The 16,722-nt window shown below is 28.8% G+C and carries 13 protein-coding genes; 1 reads left to right on the forward strand and 12 read right to left on the reverse strand.

Annotated features, from left to right (window positions below):
• The first annotated feature begins 224 nt into the window (after nt 1-224).
• A complete protein-coding gene (locus AACT_RS02490; RefSeq protein WP_172124149.1) occupies nt 225-1,826 on the forward strand; it encodes an IS1634 family transposase in 1,602 nt (533 codons plus the stop codon).
• On the opposite strand, the gene AACT_RS02495 is transcribed toward AACT_RS02490, so the two are convergent.
• The 12 genes from AACT_RS02495 to AACT_RS02550 form a co-directional block, all read right to left on the reverse strand.
• Nucleotides 1,823-3,037, reverse strand: a complete 1,215-nt coding sequence (locus AACT_RS02495; RefSeq protein ID WP_228720519.1) for a dynamin family protein — start codon at nt 3,035-3,037, stop codon at nt 1,823-1,825. The two genes, AACT_RS02490 and AACT_RS02495, sit on opposite strands and share 4 nt — an antisense overlap.
• The gene (locus AACT_RS02500) at nt 3,037-5,391 is read right to left on the reverse strand and encodes a dynamin family protein (protein WP_172124674.1); all 2,355 of its coding nucleotides are present in this window, start codon (nt 5,389-5,391) and stop codon (nt 3,037-3,039) included. Before AACT_RS02500 ends, AACT_RS02495 begins: the two co-directional genes overlap by 1 nt.
• Before the next feature lie 95 nt (nt 5,392-5,486).
• Nucleotides 5,487-6,218, reverse strand: coding sequence for a fumarate reductase iron-sulfur subunit (locus tag AACT_RS02505; protein ID WP_172124676.1), 732 nt, complete (start codon nt 6,216-6,218; stop codon nt 5,487-5,489).
• Complete coding sequence (locus AACT_RS02510) at nt 6,218-8,203, reverse strand: fumarate reductase flavoprotein subunit (protein ID WP_172124678.1); 1,986 nt, start codon at nt 8,201-8,203, stop codon at nt 6,218-6,220. The genes AACT_RS02505 and AACT_RS02510 overlap by 1 nt, the downstream gene beginning before the upstream one ends.
• Entirely contained in the window at nt 8,203-9,003 is an 801-nt protein-coding gene (locus tag AACT_RS02515) for a fumarate reductase cytochrome b subunit (RefSeq protein ID WP_172124680.1), read from the reverse strand. The genes AACT_RS02510 and AACT_RS02515 overlap by 1 nt, the downstream gene beginning before the upstream one ends.
• Before the next feature lie 211 nt (nt 9,004-9,214).
• A complete protein-coding gene (locus AACT_RS02520; protein WP_172124682.1) occupies nt 9,215-10,735 on the reverse strand; it encodes an NADH-quinone oxidoreductase subunit N in 1,521 nt (506 codons plus the stop codon).
• Nucleotides 10,732-12,219 (reverse strand): complex I subunit 4 family protein, encoded by a 1,488-nt coding sequence (locus AACT_RS02525; RefSeq protein WP_172124684.1) that lies wholly within the window; start codon nt 12,217-12,219, stop codon nt 10,732-10,734. Before AACT_RS02525 ends, AACT_RS02520 begins: the two co-directional genes overlap by 4 nt.
• Nucleotide 12,220: 1 nt before the next feature.
• Nucleotides 12,221-14,107, reverse strand: a complete 1,887-nt coding sequence (gene nuoL, locus AACT_RS02530; RefSeq protein ID WP_172124686.1) for an NADH-quinone oxidoreductase subunit L — start codon at nt 14,105-14,107, stop codon at nt 12,221-12,223.
• Nucleotides 14,107-14,418 (reverse strand): NADH-quinone oxidoreductase subunit NuoK, encoded by a 312-nt coding sequence (gene nuoK, locus AACT_RS02535; protein WP_172124688.1) that lies wholly within the window; start codon nt 14,416-14,418, stop codon nt 14,107-14,109. Before nuoK ends, nuoL begins: the two co-directional genes overlap by 1 nt.
• Nucleotides 14,415-14,942, reverse strand: coding sequence for an NADH-quinone oxidoreductase subunit J family protein (locus AACT_RS02540; protein WP_172124690.1), 528 nt, complete (start codon nt 14,940-14,942; stop codon nt 14,415-14,417). Before AACT_RS02540 ends, nuoK begins: the two co-directional genes overlap by 4 nt.
• Entirely contained in the window at nt 14,935-15,441 is a 507-nt protein-coding gene (locus tag AACT_RS02545) for a NuoI/complex I 23 kDa subunit family protein (protein ID WP_172124692.1), read from the reverse strand. The genes AACT_RS02540 and AACT_RS02545 overlap by 8 nt, the downstream gene beginning before the upstream one ends.
• A 1-nt stretch (nt 15,442) precedes the next feature.
• Entirely contained in the window at nt 15,443-16,720 is a 1,278-nt protein-coding gene (locus tag AACT_RS02550) for a complex I subunit 1/NuoH family protein (protein ID WP_172128489.1), read from the reverse strand.
• Between the last annotated feature and the right edge of the window lie 2 nt (nt 16,721-16,722).

A 16,722-nucleotide genomic window follows, 5' to 3' on the forward strand; every position in this document is an offset into this window, starting at 1 on the left:
TTTTTATAAATATTTTCAAAATGCTCAATAACTTTATTTTCGCAATCTTTTAAAACATCAACTAAAACATCATAAATTTTTGTAATAGTTTCATACTCCTGACTTTCTCATTTTTATCAAAAATCAATTTTTCTAAAAGTGATATCCCTTATTAAAGGGCTTTATAGACTATAAAATTCATAAAAGTGTGTGTCCTATAGTCTAAAACCTGCTACAATTTTAGTATGAGTTTACATATTAGACAGAAGAAAAATAGTAGTGGAACAATCAGTATTCAGATTATCGATAGAGTTCATAGGAAATATAAGGTTATAGAAACTATTGCTTGTGTAAAAAATGATTTAGATTTACAAATTTATTTAGATGTTGCAAATAAACGTTTAGAAGAACTGCGTCAACAAATGTATCCTACTTTATTTGATGAAAATAAAAATGAAGAGTTAATATTCATAGAACTTGGAAATAATGATTTAATACCAATAGGTGATGAATTAATCTATGGAAAATTATTTGAACGATTGGGATGTTCTAGTGTAGATTTGGATTGTAAAAGACTTCAGATGTTTAAAAATCTTGTTGTATCAAGATTACTGTATCCTGGTAGTAAATTATATTTGATTGATTATCTTGAATATTTTAAAAAAGAGAGTGTAGATAAAAATGCTATCTATAGATTTTTAGATACACTTTATGAAGAGAATTTAAAACTACAAATTGAAAAATGTGTATTTGATCATACTTATGCAAAAATGAACCAAACTATTGCATTTACATTTTATGATGTTACAACCCTGTACTTTGAATCTGAGAGTGAAGACGATCTTAGACGTATTGGATTTAGTAAAGAGGGTAAATTAGCACGTCCTCAGATACAACTGGGATTGTTTACAACACTACAAGGATATCCATTAAGCTTTGAGGTTTATGAGGGTAATAAATATGAGGGACATACTTTAGTTGATGTACTTAAAAAGTTTCAAAATAAATTTCAATTAAAAAATAAACCTGTAGTTGTAGCTGATAGAGGAATGCTAAACAATAATAATCTAGTATATCTTGAAAATAATGGATATAAATATATCCTTGCAGCCAAAATAAAAAATATATCAAATGATTTAAAAGAGCAAATATCAAACTTGATATTTTTAAATGATGGAGTAACTCATACACTTAAATTTAATAAAGATATACCATATACTGATGAGAATGACAATAAACAATCCATAAATATCAATCAAAGGTTAGTTCTTTCATATTCAACGGCAAGAGCTAAGAAAGATAAACATAATAGAGATAAAGCACTTGAAAGATTAAAGAAAAAAATTGAATTCTCAAAATCTATCACAAAAAAAGATTTAAAACTATCATACTATGCTAAATATCTTAACATCGATGATCATAAATGTGATATCACTTTTAATATCAATAATCAAAAAGTTGATAATGATTCAAAATTAGATGGTATAAAAGGTTTTATTACAAATGATTTTACACTAACACCAAGTGAAATTATAGAACACTATAATAATCAATATGCAGTAGAACAAGCATTTAGAATATCAAAAACTGATCTTAAAATCAGACCCATATACCATAGGCTAGAAACCAGAATAAAGGCTCATATTCTTATTTCATTTGTATCATACTCAATTTATAAAGAGTTTGATTCAAAACTTAAAGAAAATAATATTAAATTTAAATTCTCACAAAAACTTTTAAGAGATATAATTAAACATATGTTTGCACTTAGAACAAATGGAAAATTAGTCTACTTGAAATTTGATGAAATTCAACAACAAGTTTATAATGCAATTAAAAATAGTTAAAAAGTGTGTGTCCATATGAGAAAGTCAGGAATATTTTCAAAATGCTCAATAACTTTATTTTCGCAATCTTTTAAAACATCAACTAAAACATCATAAATTTTTGTAATAGTTTCATACTCTTTCACTAAAATATCACAAATACCTTTTAAATCTTTTTTAATAGCAAACTCTTTTGCTTCTGCTGCTTGTGGTCTGATTGTTTCATTAATAAAATCAATAACTTCTTGAATATTTGATTCTTGTAAAAGCTTTGTATTTGTTGTTGCATCTGAATCTTGAATTGCATGAATTTTACTTTTGTACTGTTTAAAGCTCTCTTCGAAAAAGTTTAAATCATCTACATCTTTTTCTAATAGCTCTTTTTTAAACTCATTTACAACTTTTGTATATTCATCATGTATTAAAATGTCTTTTTGATGTGCTCTTGATTCAAGTGCCATTCGAGCAGATATAGGAACAACTTTTGCAAAATATTTACCAAATTTTTCACTTACATAATTTGTTGTAGTGGTTACTTGATCAGGAGTTAATTTATCTTTTTGATTTAATACGCATAAAGATTTATTTTTAAAGTGTTGCATATATTCTTCTAAAACTTCAGCTTCTGACAGCTTTCCTGCGTTATCAATAAGTGTTAACCAAATAATTCCACCAACATCTCTTAGAACTTTTCTAGTGGTGTCTGTATCACTTTGAGATTGTGAATTAAGTCCTGGAGTATCTACAAATGAAATATCTTTTAAAATATCCATTGGTGCATAAAGTGTAAGATATTTTATATCTTTCATTTCATTTTGTCTTTGATCTGTAAAATCTGCAATTGCTTCAATTGGCGCGTATTCTTGTGCCCCTGAATAATAAGTGATTTTTAGTTTATACTCTTCCCCATAATTGATGAAATTTACTTTAGAAGTAACCGGTGTAATTCCAGTTGGTAAAATATTTCTTGAAAGTAGGGCATTTAAAAAAGTCGATTTTCCCGATGAAAATTGACCTGTAATTGCAACTTCCATTGGATATCTTGCTCGTCTAATTTGTTTATTTAAAATACCTACAAGCTGATTTGATGGAAAGAATTTTTCATCAAGTAATTTTGCTTGAATTTTTTTAATGTCCCCAACTAAACCTTCTTCATAAACAACTTCTTTTACTGAATAACTTTCTTTGTACTCATTTACAAAACTTTTTAGGATATTTAAATTTGCACTCATTAGTTTAATCCTTTTATTGTAACTGACATTGTCTCTAGTTTTTTAATATTTTTATGAATATCAATAGATAATTGAGCTTTATTTTTATCATTTTCTTCAAATGAATTTATTTGACTTTCTAAGGCCTTTTCATCATTTTTTAATTTTTGCTCAAAAGTTTTAAGTGGAGCATTTAATGTATCAAAAAATGAATCAATCAATAATCCACTTACTTTTTTTGCTTTTACTTTTATATCTTCTTCAATTGAAGAAAATTGATTTTTAATAAGGAGTTCGATTTCCCTATCAAGTTCATTTATTTTAGAATCTTTTGATTTTGAAACAGCAGCTACAATTTGTGTTATTAAAACTTCATTATTTGATGTTAAAAATCCAGCTTTAAAATCATCTTGGAAAAATCCTCTTGCATCAAAATTTTCATTTTTATGACCTATTGTAAAACCTAAATCATGATATTTTTGTTCACATTGTTCACCAATAGTTTGAGATTTTTTAATAAATTTATATCTATAATCTCTAATTACATCGATAATTCCATCTTTTATTGCCGTTTCAATTATAACTTTAATTCTTGAATTCTCAGGTCTTTTTTTAGTTTTTTCAAAAGAGTATCTAACATCATTTACAACTCTTTTTTTAATTACATTTTGAAGTTCTATTAACTCACTTTGTAAAAATGTTTCTAAAGAGTTGATATACTCTTTTGAGTCATTTTTATAATAATTGATATCTTCACTCATTGCTTGGAATATTCTTGTATTAACTGCTTTTCTTTTATTAAAATCAACAAGCTCTTTTTCTAATTCATCTTTTGATTTTGATAAAAGTTTTAATTCATAGTTATAAAAAGAGTTTTGTTTTTCTATGATTTTTTGTAATTGATTTTTAGAAGATTGAATTACTAATTCACCTTTTTGTGAGTTTGAACCAAAAAGTGTTTCATTTAAATATTGTTCAATTTCTAAAATTCCTGTATCTTCAATACTATATCCAGCATCAATTGCTTCTTGTTCTCTTCCTGTTCTATGTAATAAAGCCATTTTCCCAGAAATAGGAATAAACTTGATGGTTTTTAAAATATAATCAAGTTTTGAATCTTTATTTTGTGCTTTTAATTGTCTCTCAATTGATGATTTTGTATAGTTAATAACTTCTTCTAATTGCTCTTTTGAAACTGTATCTGCTCTTGTAATAACAACTAAAAGCTTAGAAATATTTTGATAAAGCAAGGCATCAATAATAAACTCAACATCTTTTAAAGTTGCACTTTGAGATACATTCATTAAATGTAGCATCATATCGCAAGCAGAGATATACTCTTTTGTAATCTCTTCCCTTTGAATAACAGGGTCATCAAGACCTGGAGTATCAACTATTTCAATACCATCAGATAAGAAATCAAGTTTAGAACCTAGTTCTACATATTTTACTAGATTACATTTTTTCCCGCTTGATTCAGCTGATGTATAAGATGATAAATCATTAATATCAACTTCGTCAAATCTTGAAACTGGTCTGATGTAGTTTTTTAATTCATCACCAAAAATTCTATTTGTTTCATTTACAAAATCTCTCATAGATTCAAGTTGTTCAGCAGACTTTAGAATTCTATCCCACTCTTGTTGATTCCAATAAAAAACTTTTGCATTATCAGTTGGATTGTGTTTTACAATTGTTAAGTTAGCAGTTTCAGGAACAACGGCACTTCCTAAGATTTCTCTTCCCATAAGAGCATTTAGCATAGTTGATTTACCAGCGTTCATAACACCTGTAATTCCTATAGAGAACTTTTGATTATCTAAATAATTTTGTGTTCCTTTTAGTTCATCTAATATTTCACTATTTGATAAATCATTTTTTAATTCACTTAATAAATCTTCTATTTTTGATTTAAGCACTTTAAATGAAGATTTTTTAGCATCATGTTTATTTATATTATTAGCTAAATTATTATTTTCTTCAATTAAATCTAATTCTTTGTAATCAAATAAAGAGATTAATTTATTGTAGTTTTCATTATTAATTATATTTTCACTTTTTAAATATTCAAAAGAAGAATGTAATATAGAAATATTTTGTTTTGATTTATTTGATAATATAGCTTGAACAATATTATGTTGTAAGTGATTTAATTCATTGTTACTTGAAGGACTTTTTACGTTTAATTGTTGGCATAATGTTTTAAATGAAGTTAGTGGCAAATACTTATCAAAGTTTTTTCTTGTTGCACTAACGATTAATGCAAAAATTGTAAAAGTATCTTCATCTATTGTAGCTTCAATTTCCTCTACATCTAAATTCTGTTCAAAGGTAATTCCGTGATACAACAGAAAGTAATCATTTACTAAACTCATTTTAAATCCCCCAAAATGTAAAAAGTTAAATATCATTTAATGATACTTAACTTTTTATATTTTATTATCAACGAAGGAAACCCTTCGTTAATAAACTATCTAAGTGCTACTAATTTTCTTCTTAAGTAAGCTATTTTATTTTGTAATGGTAAGTGTTTTGGACAATGGTCTTCACATGCCATTAAAGACATACAACCAAAAATCCCATTATCATCACCAATTAATTCATAGAAATCTTCAGCAGTTCTTTTATCATGAGGATCTACTTCAAATCTTGCAACTCTGTTTAATCCAACTGGACCAACGAAGTCAGGTCTCATTAATGCTGTTCCACAAGAAGCAACACAAATTCCACACTCAATACATCTATCTAATTCAAATGTTTCATTTGCAACATCTGGATCAATTCTGTCTTCTAGTTTAGTAATATCAACTTCATGATCATTATGAATCCAAGACTCAACTCTTTTTGACATTGAATCCATCCATTTACCTGTATTTACAGATAAATCTTTGATTAATTCAAATGCTGGCATAGGCATTAATTGTAATTTACCACTTGGATAATTTGCAATTAATGTTCTACAAGCAAGTGTAGGTTTACCATTTACAACCATACCACAAGATCCACAGATTCCAGCTCTACAAACGAAGTCAAAAGATAAATCTGCATCCATTGTTTCTCTAATTTTCATTAAAGCAATAAATAGAGTCATCCCTGGAGTTTCTTCTAAATGAAAATCCACAAAATGAGGTTTTGAAACCTTAGATCTTGGGTTGAATTTTAAAACAGATATTGTTATATCTCTACCTTTTTCAATACTCATTATAAATCTCCTGCTCTTTCATTTTTTTCTCTATAATTCATTGGTAAATCAAATGGCATTAAGGCATCTTGAATTTGGTGTCTATCTTTACCTTCTGCTTGCATTTTTTCAGTAATTTCATCAACTTGAGCTTGTCTAGTTTCTGATAATTCATTTTCTATAATCATACCTTTAGCACCATATCCTCTAAATGCTGGAGGCATTTCCATAGTCATGATATCTAATGGCTCATAATGGATTGTAGGTAAAGTATCAGATTCATTAGGCCAAGAAGTTAATGTTCTGTTTAACCAGTTTGCATCATCTCTTTTTAAGAAGTCTTCTCTATAGTGAGCACCTCTTGATTCAGTTCTTTGTAATGCACCTCTTGCAACACAAAGTGCAATTTTTAACATTCTTGGAACTCTATATGCTTCTTCAAGTTCTGGATTTCCAGCTCTTTCTTTTGATTTAACATTAATATGTTTTGTTTTCTTTAATAAATCTTCAAGTTCAGTTACAGCTTCTTGTAATCTGATACCATCTCTAAAGATACCAACTTTTTCATCCATTAATAATTGCATTCTATTTTTGATTTTAAAGATATCTTCACTACCTTCATAAGCTAAAATATCATTTAAATAAGTATCTTGTTTATCTAAAAAGTTTTGAACAGTTCTAGTTGGAATTGTTACATCGTTTGATAAACAGTAATCAGCAAAATAATTTCCAACAATCATACCTGCAACAACTGTTTCAGAAACAGAGTTTCCTCCAAGTCTATTAAATCCATGCATATCCCAACAAGAAGCTTCACCACAAACAAATAAACCATTTAAGTTTTGAGATTCACCTGTTGGTTTAGTTCTGATTCCACCCATAGAGTAATGTTGCATAGGAAGAACTGGAGCCCATCCTTTTTTACCTTCATCCGCTGGATCAATACCATTAAAGATTTGACAAATTTCTTGAACGTCTCTTAAGTTTTTCTCAATATGCTCTCTACCTAAAATAGAAATATCTAACCATACATGGTATCCATAAGGTGAAGGAACACCTTTACCATTTCTGATATGTTCAATCATTCTTCTAGAAACAACGTCTCTTGAAGCTAATTCTTTTTTCTCAGGTTCGTAATCTGGCATAAATCTATGACCATCAACGTCTCTTAAAATTCCACCATCTCCTCTACAACCTTCAGTTAATAAAATACCTGATGGTACGATTGGTGTTGGGTGAAATTGAACAGCTTCCATATTTCCTAAAGTTGCAACTCCAGTTTCAAGTGCAATAGCTGCACCAATACCTTCACAAATTACAGCATTAGTAGTTTGTTTAAATACTCTACCATATCCACCAGTAGCTATACAAGTTCCCTTAGCAACATAAGCTTCTAATTCACCTGTTATTAAATCTCTAACGATTGCTCCATAACATCTTCCATTTTCATGAATTAATGATAAAGCTTCTTTTCTATCTCTAATATCAACATTATGTCTTAATGCTTCATTTGCAACACCAAATAACATAGTATGACCAGTTGCATCAGCTGTATAACAAGTTCTCCATTTTTTAGTTCCACCAAAGTCTCTTGATGTAATTAATCCATGTCTATCTGCATCTTCAGTAATAGTAGTTTTTTTAGCATTAATAACAGCTTCTCTTGATCCTTCTTTAACTCTAGACCAAGGCACACCCCAAGATGCTAATTCTCTAATAGCTTTTGGAGCTGTATGTACGAACATTCTTGCAACAACTTGATCACATCCCCAGTCAGAACCTTTTACAGTATCTGCAAAGTGTAAATCTTCATTATCACCATCTGACATTTTAGAGTTACCTAAAGATGCCTGCATCCCACCTTGAGCAGCTGCTGAGTGTGATCTTTTAACAGGAACTAAAGATAAAACGATTGTATTTAAATCTTTTTTTTGTGCAGCAACAGCAGCTCTTAAACCTGCTAATCCACCACCAATAACTAACGCATCACAGTAATTAATTTTCATTATGCAATTCCCCTAACACTTTTATTTGTAATATTAAATTCCATTACTTTTGCAGTTGGAGTATATTTTTGACCAACTGTTCCATTTGCAGCATTTTCCATACCAATTTTCATATAAGCTGCAAGTGATGCAAAACCTAATACTAAGAAAAATACAGTAAGCGCCCATTTGATTTTTTTAAGTGCTTTTCTAGTAGCTTTTGGATTTTCTCCATCAAACCATCCCCATTTAACACAAAGTCTATAAAGACCAATTGTTCCATGGAATTCAACAGCTAATAATAAAAGAATATATAAAGGCCACATCCACTCAGACCAAATTCTATCAGCACTTTCATAAGGGCCAATAGCATCTGAATTAGTCATAATGATATATAAGTGAACAGAACCCAAGAAAAACATTGTAAAACCAGTAATTGCTTGGTAAAACCATAGTTTTGTATCATCATGATTCATACTCTTAGCGTGAGCTTTCATAACTTGATATTGTTTAAAGTTACTTGGCAATTTTCTCATTCCAAGTGCAGCGTGAACAATGAAAATTATGAATATAATAGCAGCGGCTATAGTAACTAAAATTGGGTTTCCACCCTCAAAAATAAAACTTCCTTCCAAAAGTTTTGTAACTGTGTACATAAAATCTTTTGATATTAATATCGATGATACTAATAACATATGTGCCCACATAAATAAAGCTAAAAATCCACCAGTAAAACTTTGCATAAAATCAAGTTTTGCAGGTAATCTACTTTTTCTTCCTTCTTCTGTTTTCCCTAAATAACCTTCTATTAGGTCACTCATTTGCTATCCTTTCTGCGATTTAGATTTTTTTGAATAATAGCGTAATAATAGCTTAAAAGTACTTCAATTGTGTTTATTTTATTAGGAAAAAATTGTAGAAAAAGTTGATTGATTTGAGTTTTAAAACCCCTAGAATAGGGGTTTTGTTTAAGATAAATAAAGTTTTTAAAATTTAAAAAAGAAGAGGGGCAATGTTACTTATTAACACATTCTATTTTATAAATAAAGACTGAACTGCAACTTGCGTTAAATTAATTATTGCATCAATATTCATAGCTGGGATGAAAAATACAATAGCTGAACCAATCCCACCTAATACAGTTAAAATTGCAACAAAAGCAATGGCATAAGTTGAAACTCTTTTGTCATTGAATCCTTTTGAAATACATGATTCTTTTGTAGGGTAGAAATACATCATTGCAATTAATTTAAAATAATAGTAAACCGAAACAATTGTTGCAAATATAGCAATAATAGTAAGGTTTGTATATCCAGCATTTATAGCTTCTGTAAATACATAAAATTTACCAATAAATCCAATAGTTGAAGGAATTCCTGCTAATGAAAATAAAAATATAGTCATCATAGCTGCTAAAAATGGTCTCTCTTTTGCTAAACCTTTAAAATCATCATATGTAACTCTTACGTTTGTTTCAGAAATAATATGTGATGCAAGTCCAAATGCTCCAAGAGCTGATAATAAATAAGCAATTAAATAAAACATAATTGCATAGGCTGAATCAATATTAATTAATTGACCATCTTTATATCCAAGAGCAATAAATGCTAAAAGTAAATATCCAGTATGTACTATTGACGAAGCTGCTAACATTTTTTTGATAATTTGTTGTGTAATTGCTAGCCAAGTTCCAATGATAAGGGTAAGTACTGTAATTACTGCAATTATAGTATCCCAAAAATCAATAATTGGTGTAAGATATTCTAGTATTGCTCTTAAAAAGAACGAAAATATAGCAATTTTAAATGTAGATGCCATATAAGAAGTGATAACCATTGGTGCACCTCTATATACATCAAGTACCCAAGATTGAAATGGAAATGCAGCAATTTTGAATAAAAATGTAAATAAAATTAGTGTTAATCCAATATAAACTAAAATCATATCATCAGAACTTGCAGTTGAAATAAATGAAGAAATCTCAGCTAAATTTGTACTTTGAGTTGCCCCATAAACTAAAACAACACCTAATAGGTAAAATGCTCCAATAAATGAACCTAAAACTAAGTATTTAAATATTGCTTCAATTCTTTTTGAATCTTCACTGTTGTATCCCACCATAATATAAACAGAGAAAGAAGCAATTTCAAGGGCAATATAAGCTGTTACTAACTCATTTGCATGGGCTAAAATCATCATTCCAAATAAAGCAAATAATAAAATTGAGAAAAACTCACCTTTAAAATAAGACCTATGTTGGAAATAATGTTCACCAATTAATAAAGTGAGTAAAGTACCAGTAATTAATAAAATATTGAAAAAATTTGAAAACGAATCAAATGTTAATACATTATTTAAAAAATGAGGAAATGGCTGAACTGAAAATGAGCTTCCAATATCACTTAATGTAAATCCTAATGCAATAACTAAAAAAATAGAAGATACTACAATAAAATTTTTTACACTGAATCTTTCATACATACTCATAAACATAAGTACAAGAGCACCTATTAATATTGTAAGTGCAGGAATTAAATATAAAAATTGACTCATTTTGTAGCTCCAATTTGTAAAATGTCATTTAAATAATGAGTAACTGTTGGTTCAAATTTGTTAATAAATATCTCAGGATATAAACCCATTAGAAATACTAAAATAATCCAAGGAATTAAACCAATGATTTCTTTTACTTTTAAATCTCTCATTTTTAATTCAACAGCACCTTCTGGTCTGTCTTGTAAAATTGCTCTTTGGAACATCCATAACATATAAGCAGCCCCAATAATAACTGTAAGTGCTCCAATATATCCTAATGTATGATTAAATTCATATATACCAAAGATAATTAAAAGTTCAGATACAAATCCATTTGTTCCTGGAAGTCCAACGTTAGCAAATAACATAATGGCAAAAACAAATGTAAAGATTGGAGCTTTTTTAGCAATTCCACCTAATTCTTTTATCGTTTTAAATCCTGTTTGTTCTTGCATTAAACCAACAAGTAAAAATAATGCTCCAGTTGCAATTGCATGGGCAATAATTAAGTATAAAGCTCCATTAACACCATAAGAGTTTAATGAAAAAATACCAGCAGAAATAAAACTTAAATGTGATGCTGATGAGTAAGCAAACATTCTTTTAATATCATCTTGCATAAGAGCTGCAATTCCAAAATAGATTAAACCAAATAATCCAATAGCCACAAACCAAGTAGAAAATTCAACATAAATTTCTGGGAAAATTGGAATCATAAATCTAACAATTGCATAAACTCCAAGTTTTGCCATTATAGATGATAGTAAAAAAACAGCTCCAGTTGGTGCGTTTTTATATGTTTCCATAATCCAAGTATGAAGAGGAAATATAGGAATTTTAATTGCAAATGCAGCTAAAAATGCTAGGAATAACCAAACTTTTGTATCATAAGGAATAGTTGTTATATACATTAATTTATCATAAGCAAATGACCAAACTCCAAATTCATTATGATATGCAACACCAAGATATAAAATAGCAATAAACATTAATAATGATCCAAGCATTGTATAAACAGTTACTTTAATAGTTGTAAATACCTTATCGCCAAATCCATATTGACCAATTAATAAAAATACAGGTAAAAGCATAACTTCCCAAAAGAAGTAGAAAAGAATCACATCTAAAGATAATAAAGTTCCTGTAACTCCTGTTTGAACTAAAAGCATATTTATCCAATATCCTTTAGTTTTTCCTTCCCATAATAATAAATAAGAAGTAGGAATTAAAATAGCAATCATTAGTAAAATAGTTAGAGAAAAACCATCTAATCCAACATAATAATTAATACCATAAGTTTCAATCCATGGAACATTTGTAACAAATTGCATTCCTGCACTTGGAACAAACTCTATATAAATTTTTAACACAAGAGCTAGAATAACAGTAGTAGTTAAAAAAGCTATATTTCTAATTGTATTAACATCTTTTGTTGTCATCATTAATCCAAATGCAACAACAGCAGGTAAAAATATAATAAACGAAAGTATATCTGAACTCATACTACAATCCTAATGTGATATATAAGTAGATAAATACACACGTCATACCAATAAGCATGAACGCCGCATAAAATCTAACATTTGCATTTTGTATCATGGCAACTCGTTTACCAATATTTACAAAACCTATAGATGAATTCATAATAAATGCATCAATAATTTTATCATCAACTACTTTATCAATAAAAGTTGATAATTTTTTACTTGATTTAACAAATAAGAAATCGTAAATTTCATCAATATAAAATTTATTTCCGATTAATCCTGTTTCTAGTTCAGGTTTTGTTACATCAAACTTTGCATATTTTTTATATGCTGCCATAATTCCAGTTGCTGCAACTATGATTGATAATGCCATTAACACATACTCAGTCGTATGGTCCATATGAATATGTTTTGAGTGTAGTTGAGCTAACCAAGTATCTACAAAATGATTTCCACCAAATATAGCTGGAAGATTTAAGAACCCAGCTCCAATAGCTCCAATTGCTAAAATTAAAAGTGGAATAGTAATTGTTTTTGAAGTATACACATACTCTTCATCGTGGTGATTTGGTGCCACAAAAACAATAAAATACATTCTAAACATATAAAATGCAGTTAAAAATGCTGTAAACATTGCTATTGCCCAAATTAAATATTGACCTTCTTGAAATGCCGCTGCTAAAATAGCATCTTTTGAAAAGAATCCAGAGAATGGAGGAATTCCTGAAATTGCAATAACACCAATTAAGAAAGTTGTAGCAATTATTGGTAAACTAGCCCTATGTTGTGCGATCTTAAATATATTTTGCTCGTGGTGAAGTGCCATTATAACTCCACCTGCACCCATAAATAACATAGCTTTAAAGAAAGCATGTGTAAATACATGGAAAAGTCCAGTTGAATAAAAACCAAGTCCAACAGCAATAAACATATAACCTAATTGACTCATAGTTGAATATGCAAGAATCTTTTTAATATCTGTTTGACGAGTTGCAATAATAGCTGCAAATAGGGCTGAAATAGCACCAATATAGGCTATAAATAATCCAATTTCTTCAATTCCAATATATAAAAAGTGAAATCTTGCAACCATATAAACACCAGCTGTTACCATTGTAGCTGCATGAATTAAAGCTGAAATTGGAGTAGGTCCTGCCATTGCATCAGGAAGCCAAACATAAAGTGGAATTTGTGCTGATTTTCCCATCGCTCCTACAAATAATAAGAAGCCTGAAAGAATTAATAATTCATTGCTTGCATTTGCTAAGTTTGCTTCAATAGAAGCAAATGATAAATCAACTTCTCCTAAAGCAAAAAATAGTGTTACAACTCCTAGTAAAAAACCAAAATCTCCAACTCTATTTACAATAAAAGCTTTATTTGCAGCTAATACATTTTCTTTGTTTCCATAGTAGAATTTAATTAAAAGGTATGAACAAACTCCAACACCTTCCCAACCTATAAATAAAATTATTGGATTATCTGCTAAAACTAATATTAACATTGAAGCTAAGAATAGATTGAAATAAGCAAAAAACTTACCAAAACCATTATCACCTTTCATATATCCAATTGCATAAATATGAATTAACCAACCAACAAAAGTTACGAACATAGACATAAATATAGAAAGGTTATCTCCTAGAAATGCCATTTCGATATTTAACTTATCAACATTTAACCAAGTAAAAAGATGTTGTTTAAAGATAATATTTTCATCATTCATTCTTAAAAATAAGTAAAGAGTTATTAAAAATGAAATAAATGGAGTTATTGTTCCAATTAAAGAGAAATAAATATCAGATACTTTTTCCTTTTTGATATGGTAAAAATATAATAAACCATTCATAATAGCACCTAATAAAGGAGCTAAAACAATCCATACTAATAGTGATGTATCCATTATTTTTCTCCTTGTCTAAGTGTGTTGAAAATATCTGTATCTAAAGATTTTCTTGATCTGTATAATAAAATTATAACTGATAAGAAAATCGCAGCTTCCGCAGCAGCAATTGATATAACCATAATTGTAATAACTTGAGGATCCATATTAAAATGATATCTAGCAAATGTTACTAAAAATAGATTTATTCCATTTAACATCATTTCTATTGACATATAAATAACAAAGATATTTCTTCTTGCAATTACTCCAATGGCACCAATTGAAAATAACATCATTGATACAAAAGCATAAGCTGTTAATGAAATCATAATTGCTCTCCTTTGTTATTGATTTTAGACTTTCTTTTTTTAGCAAGAACAACAGAACCAATAAGTGCTATTAAAAGTAAAATAGAGATTAACTCAAAAGCAATAATCCAATTATTATAAAGCTCAAGTCCAATAGGTTTTATATCACCAAAATCAGTATTAGAAATAGTTAAATCTTTTGCAGGAAGTTTTGATACAGCTTTTAAAATTAAAATATTTAAAGGTATCATAATAACTGCACCAACAGCAATCAACTTAAATTTATTAGGCTCTTTTGGTAAATCTTCTTCTTTTATATTTAAAAACATTAAAATAAAAAGAATCAAAGTCATAATAGCACCTGCGTAAACTATGATTTGAACAAGGAATAAAAATGTTGCATTTAAAAGTGCAAACATACCAGCAACACTTAGCATAGAAATTAAAACACCAAGAGCGCTATACATTGGATTTGCATACACAATCATGGCAATAGCTCCGCTTATTGCTAAAAATGCTAATGCAATAAAAATTAAATCAGCCATTGTCTAAATCCTTTGATCTTTCATTTGCCATTAAAGCTTTTTTATCTAATACAAAATCTTCTCTTTTACTAGATGTAAATGAAAAAATTCCAGTATCCATTCTAATTGCATCACAAGGACATGCTTCAACACAATATCCACAGAATACACATTCTAATAGATCTATTTTAAACTCTTTTGGTCTTTTTTCATCAACACCATCAAATCTTTCTTCTGCTTCAATAAAAATACAATCAGCAGGGCAAGCAGTTGCACACATAAAACAAGCAACACATTTTTCTGTATTGTCTTCATGTTTTGTAAGTCTATGAACACCTCTATATCTTTCATTCAAATCATCTGGTTGAACTTCTGGATATTGCATTGTCTTTAGATTATTTACATCTTTTAAATTCTTCATAAAGTGTTTAAAAGTTGTTTTCATTCCCCCTGCAATTGCAGGAAGATATAATTTGTCTTTGAATGATTTACCGTGTCTTGGTACTACTTTTATTCCCATGTTAATTATTCCCCACTACTATAACAATCGCTGTTACTACGATATTTAAAAGAGCTAATGGAATAAGCACTTTCCAACCTAACATTTGTAATTGATCATATCTAAATCTTAAAACAGTCCATCTAATCCAGATAAAAACAAATGCCATCATAAAGAATTTAATTAAAAAAGTTCCAACTTGTATTACTGTTGTTACAATATTAATTCCGTTTGTTCCAAGTCCTGTTATTAAAAATAGAACTAAAATAGCCATTATAAATAGACTTAAACCCCAAAATGCAAAAGTTAATATTTTTGTTTCTTTAGCTCTTGAAGTATCGTCATTTTTTGATCTATTATTTTTTTTCATCCAAGTTGTAAGAATATAAGCTTTGATAGGAAGAATAACGATAATCGCCATAATTACATAAGTAATATTACTTTGAATTGCGCTTGTATCTAACCAAGGAATTTGATATCCACCAAAAAATAGTGTTACAATAATCGCACTTGATGCACTCATCGCTGCATATTCACCAACTTGGAAAAGTCCAAATTTCATAGCTGAGTATTCTGTATGATAACCAGCAACTAACTCTGATTCACCTTCTGCTAAATCAAATGGAGCTCTGTTTGTTTCAGCAAAAGCACAAACAATAAAGATAATAGCAGCAAGTGGTTGTATAAATATCCCCCACATTGGAATTACACCAAGGTAAGTTCCTGCTTGTGCATTTACCATATCTGTTAAGTGAATTGAACCATAAGATAAAATCATAGAAATAATTGCTAATCCCATTGCAGCTTCGTATGAGATAACTTGAGCTGATGCTCTAATTGAACCTAGAAGTCCATATTTACTTCCTGAAGAATAACCACCAAGAATAATTCCATAAACAGATAATCCTGCAAATGCGATAAACCACATGATTCCAAGTTCACTTGGAATCGCTTGCATAATATTTTCTTTTCCATCTATTACTAAAACATCTGCAAATGGGATAACTGCAAAAGTTAAAAATGAACAAAAAAATACGATTATTGGGGCTATTGTAAAGAAAAATTTGTATTTAATATGAGAAGGAGTGAAGTCTTCCTTAAATACAAGTTTTAGCATATCTGCAAAACTTTGAATTAATCCACCTAATCTAAATGGCCCAATATTACATCTATTTGGTCCAGTTCTATCTTGCATAAATCCAGATACTCTTCTTTCCCACCAAACAAAAACAGGTGTCATACCTACAGCTAGGATAATTGCAAGAAAAATATTTATTACAATGATAATTATTGATTCAATAC

Source organism: Arcobacter acticola, from assembly GCF_013177675.1.
Taxonomy (GTDB): Bacteria; Campylobacterota; Campylobacteria; order Campylobacterales; family Arcobacteraceae; genus Aliarcobacter; species Aliarcobacter acticola.

Coding starts and splice junctions, on each gene's coding strand:
- AACT_RS02500 (WP_172124674.1), bottom strand. CDS start 5,391: ATGAGTTTAGTAAATGATTACTTTCTGTTGTATCACGGAATTACCTTT.
- AACT_RS02495 (WP_228720519.1), bottom strand. CDS start 3,037: ATGAGTGCAAATTTAAATATCCTAAAAAGTTTTGTAAATGAGTACAAA.
- AACT_RS02525 (WP_172124684.1), bottom strand. CDS start 12,219: ATGAGTTCAGATATACTTTCGTTTATTATATTTTTACCTGCTGTTGTT.
- AACT_RS02520 (WP_172124682.1), bottom strand. CDS start 10,735: ATGAGTCAATTTTTATATTTAATTCCTGCACTTACAATATTAATAGGT.
- AACT_RS02545 (WP_172124692.1), bottom strand. CDS start 15,441: ATGGGAATAAAAGTAGTACCAAGACACGGTAAATCATTCAAAGACAAA.
- AACT_RS02515 (WP_172124680.1), bottom strand. CDS start 9,003: ATGAGTGACCTAATAGAAGGTTATTTAGGGAAAACAGAAGAAGGAAGA.
- nuoK (WP_172124688.1), bottom strand. CDS start 14,418: ATGATTTCATTAACAGCTTATGCTTTTGTATCAATGATGTTATTTTCA.
- AACT_RS02540 (WP_172124690.1), bottom strand. CDS start 14,942: ATGGCTGATTTAATTTTTATTGCATTAGCATTTTTAGCAATAAGCGGA.
- AACT_RS02505 (WP_172124676.1), bottom strand. CDS start 6,218: ATGAGTATTGAAAAAGGTAGAGATATAACAATATCTGTTTTAAAATTC.
- nuoL (WP_172124686.1), bottom strand. CDS start 14,107: ATGGATACATCACTATTAGTATGGATTGTTTTAGCTCCTTTATTAGGT.
- AACT_RS02490 (WP_172124149.1), top strand. CDS start 225: ATGAGTTTACATATTAGACAGAAGAAAAATAGTAGTGGAACAATCAGT.
- AACT_RS02510 (WP_172124678.1), bottom strand. CDS start 8,203: ATGAAAATTAATTACTGTGATGCGTTAGTTATTGGTGGTGGATTAGCA.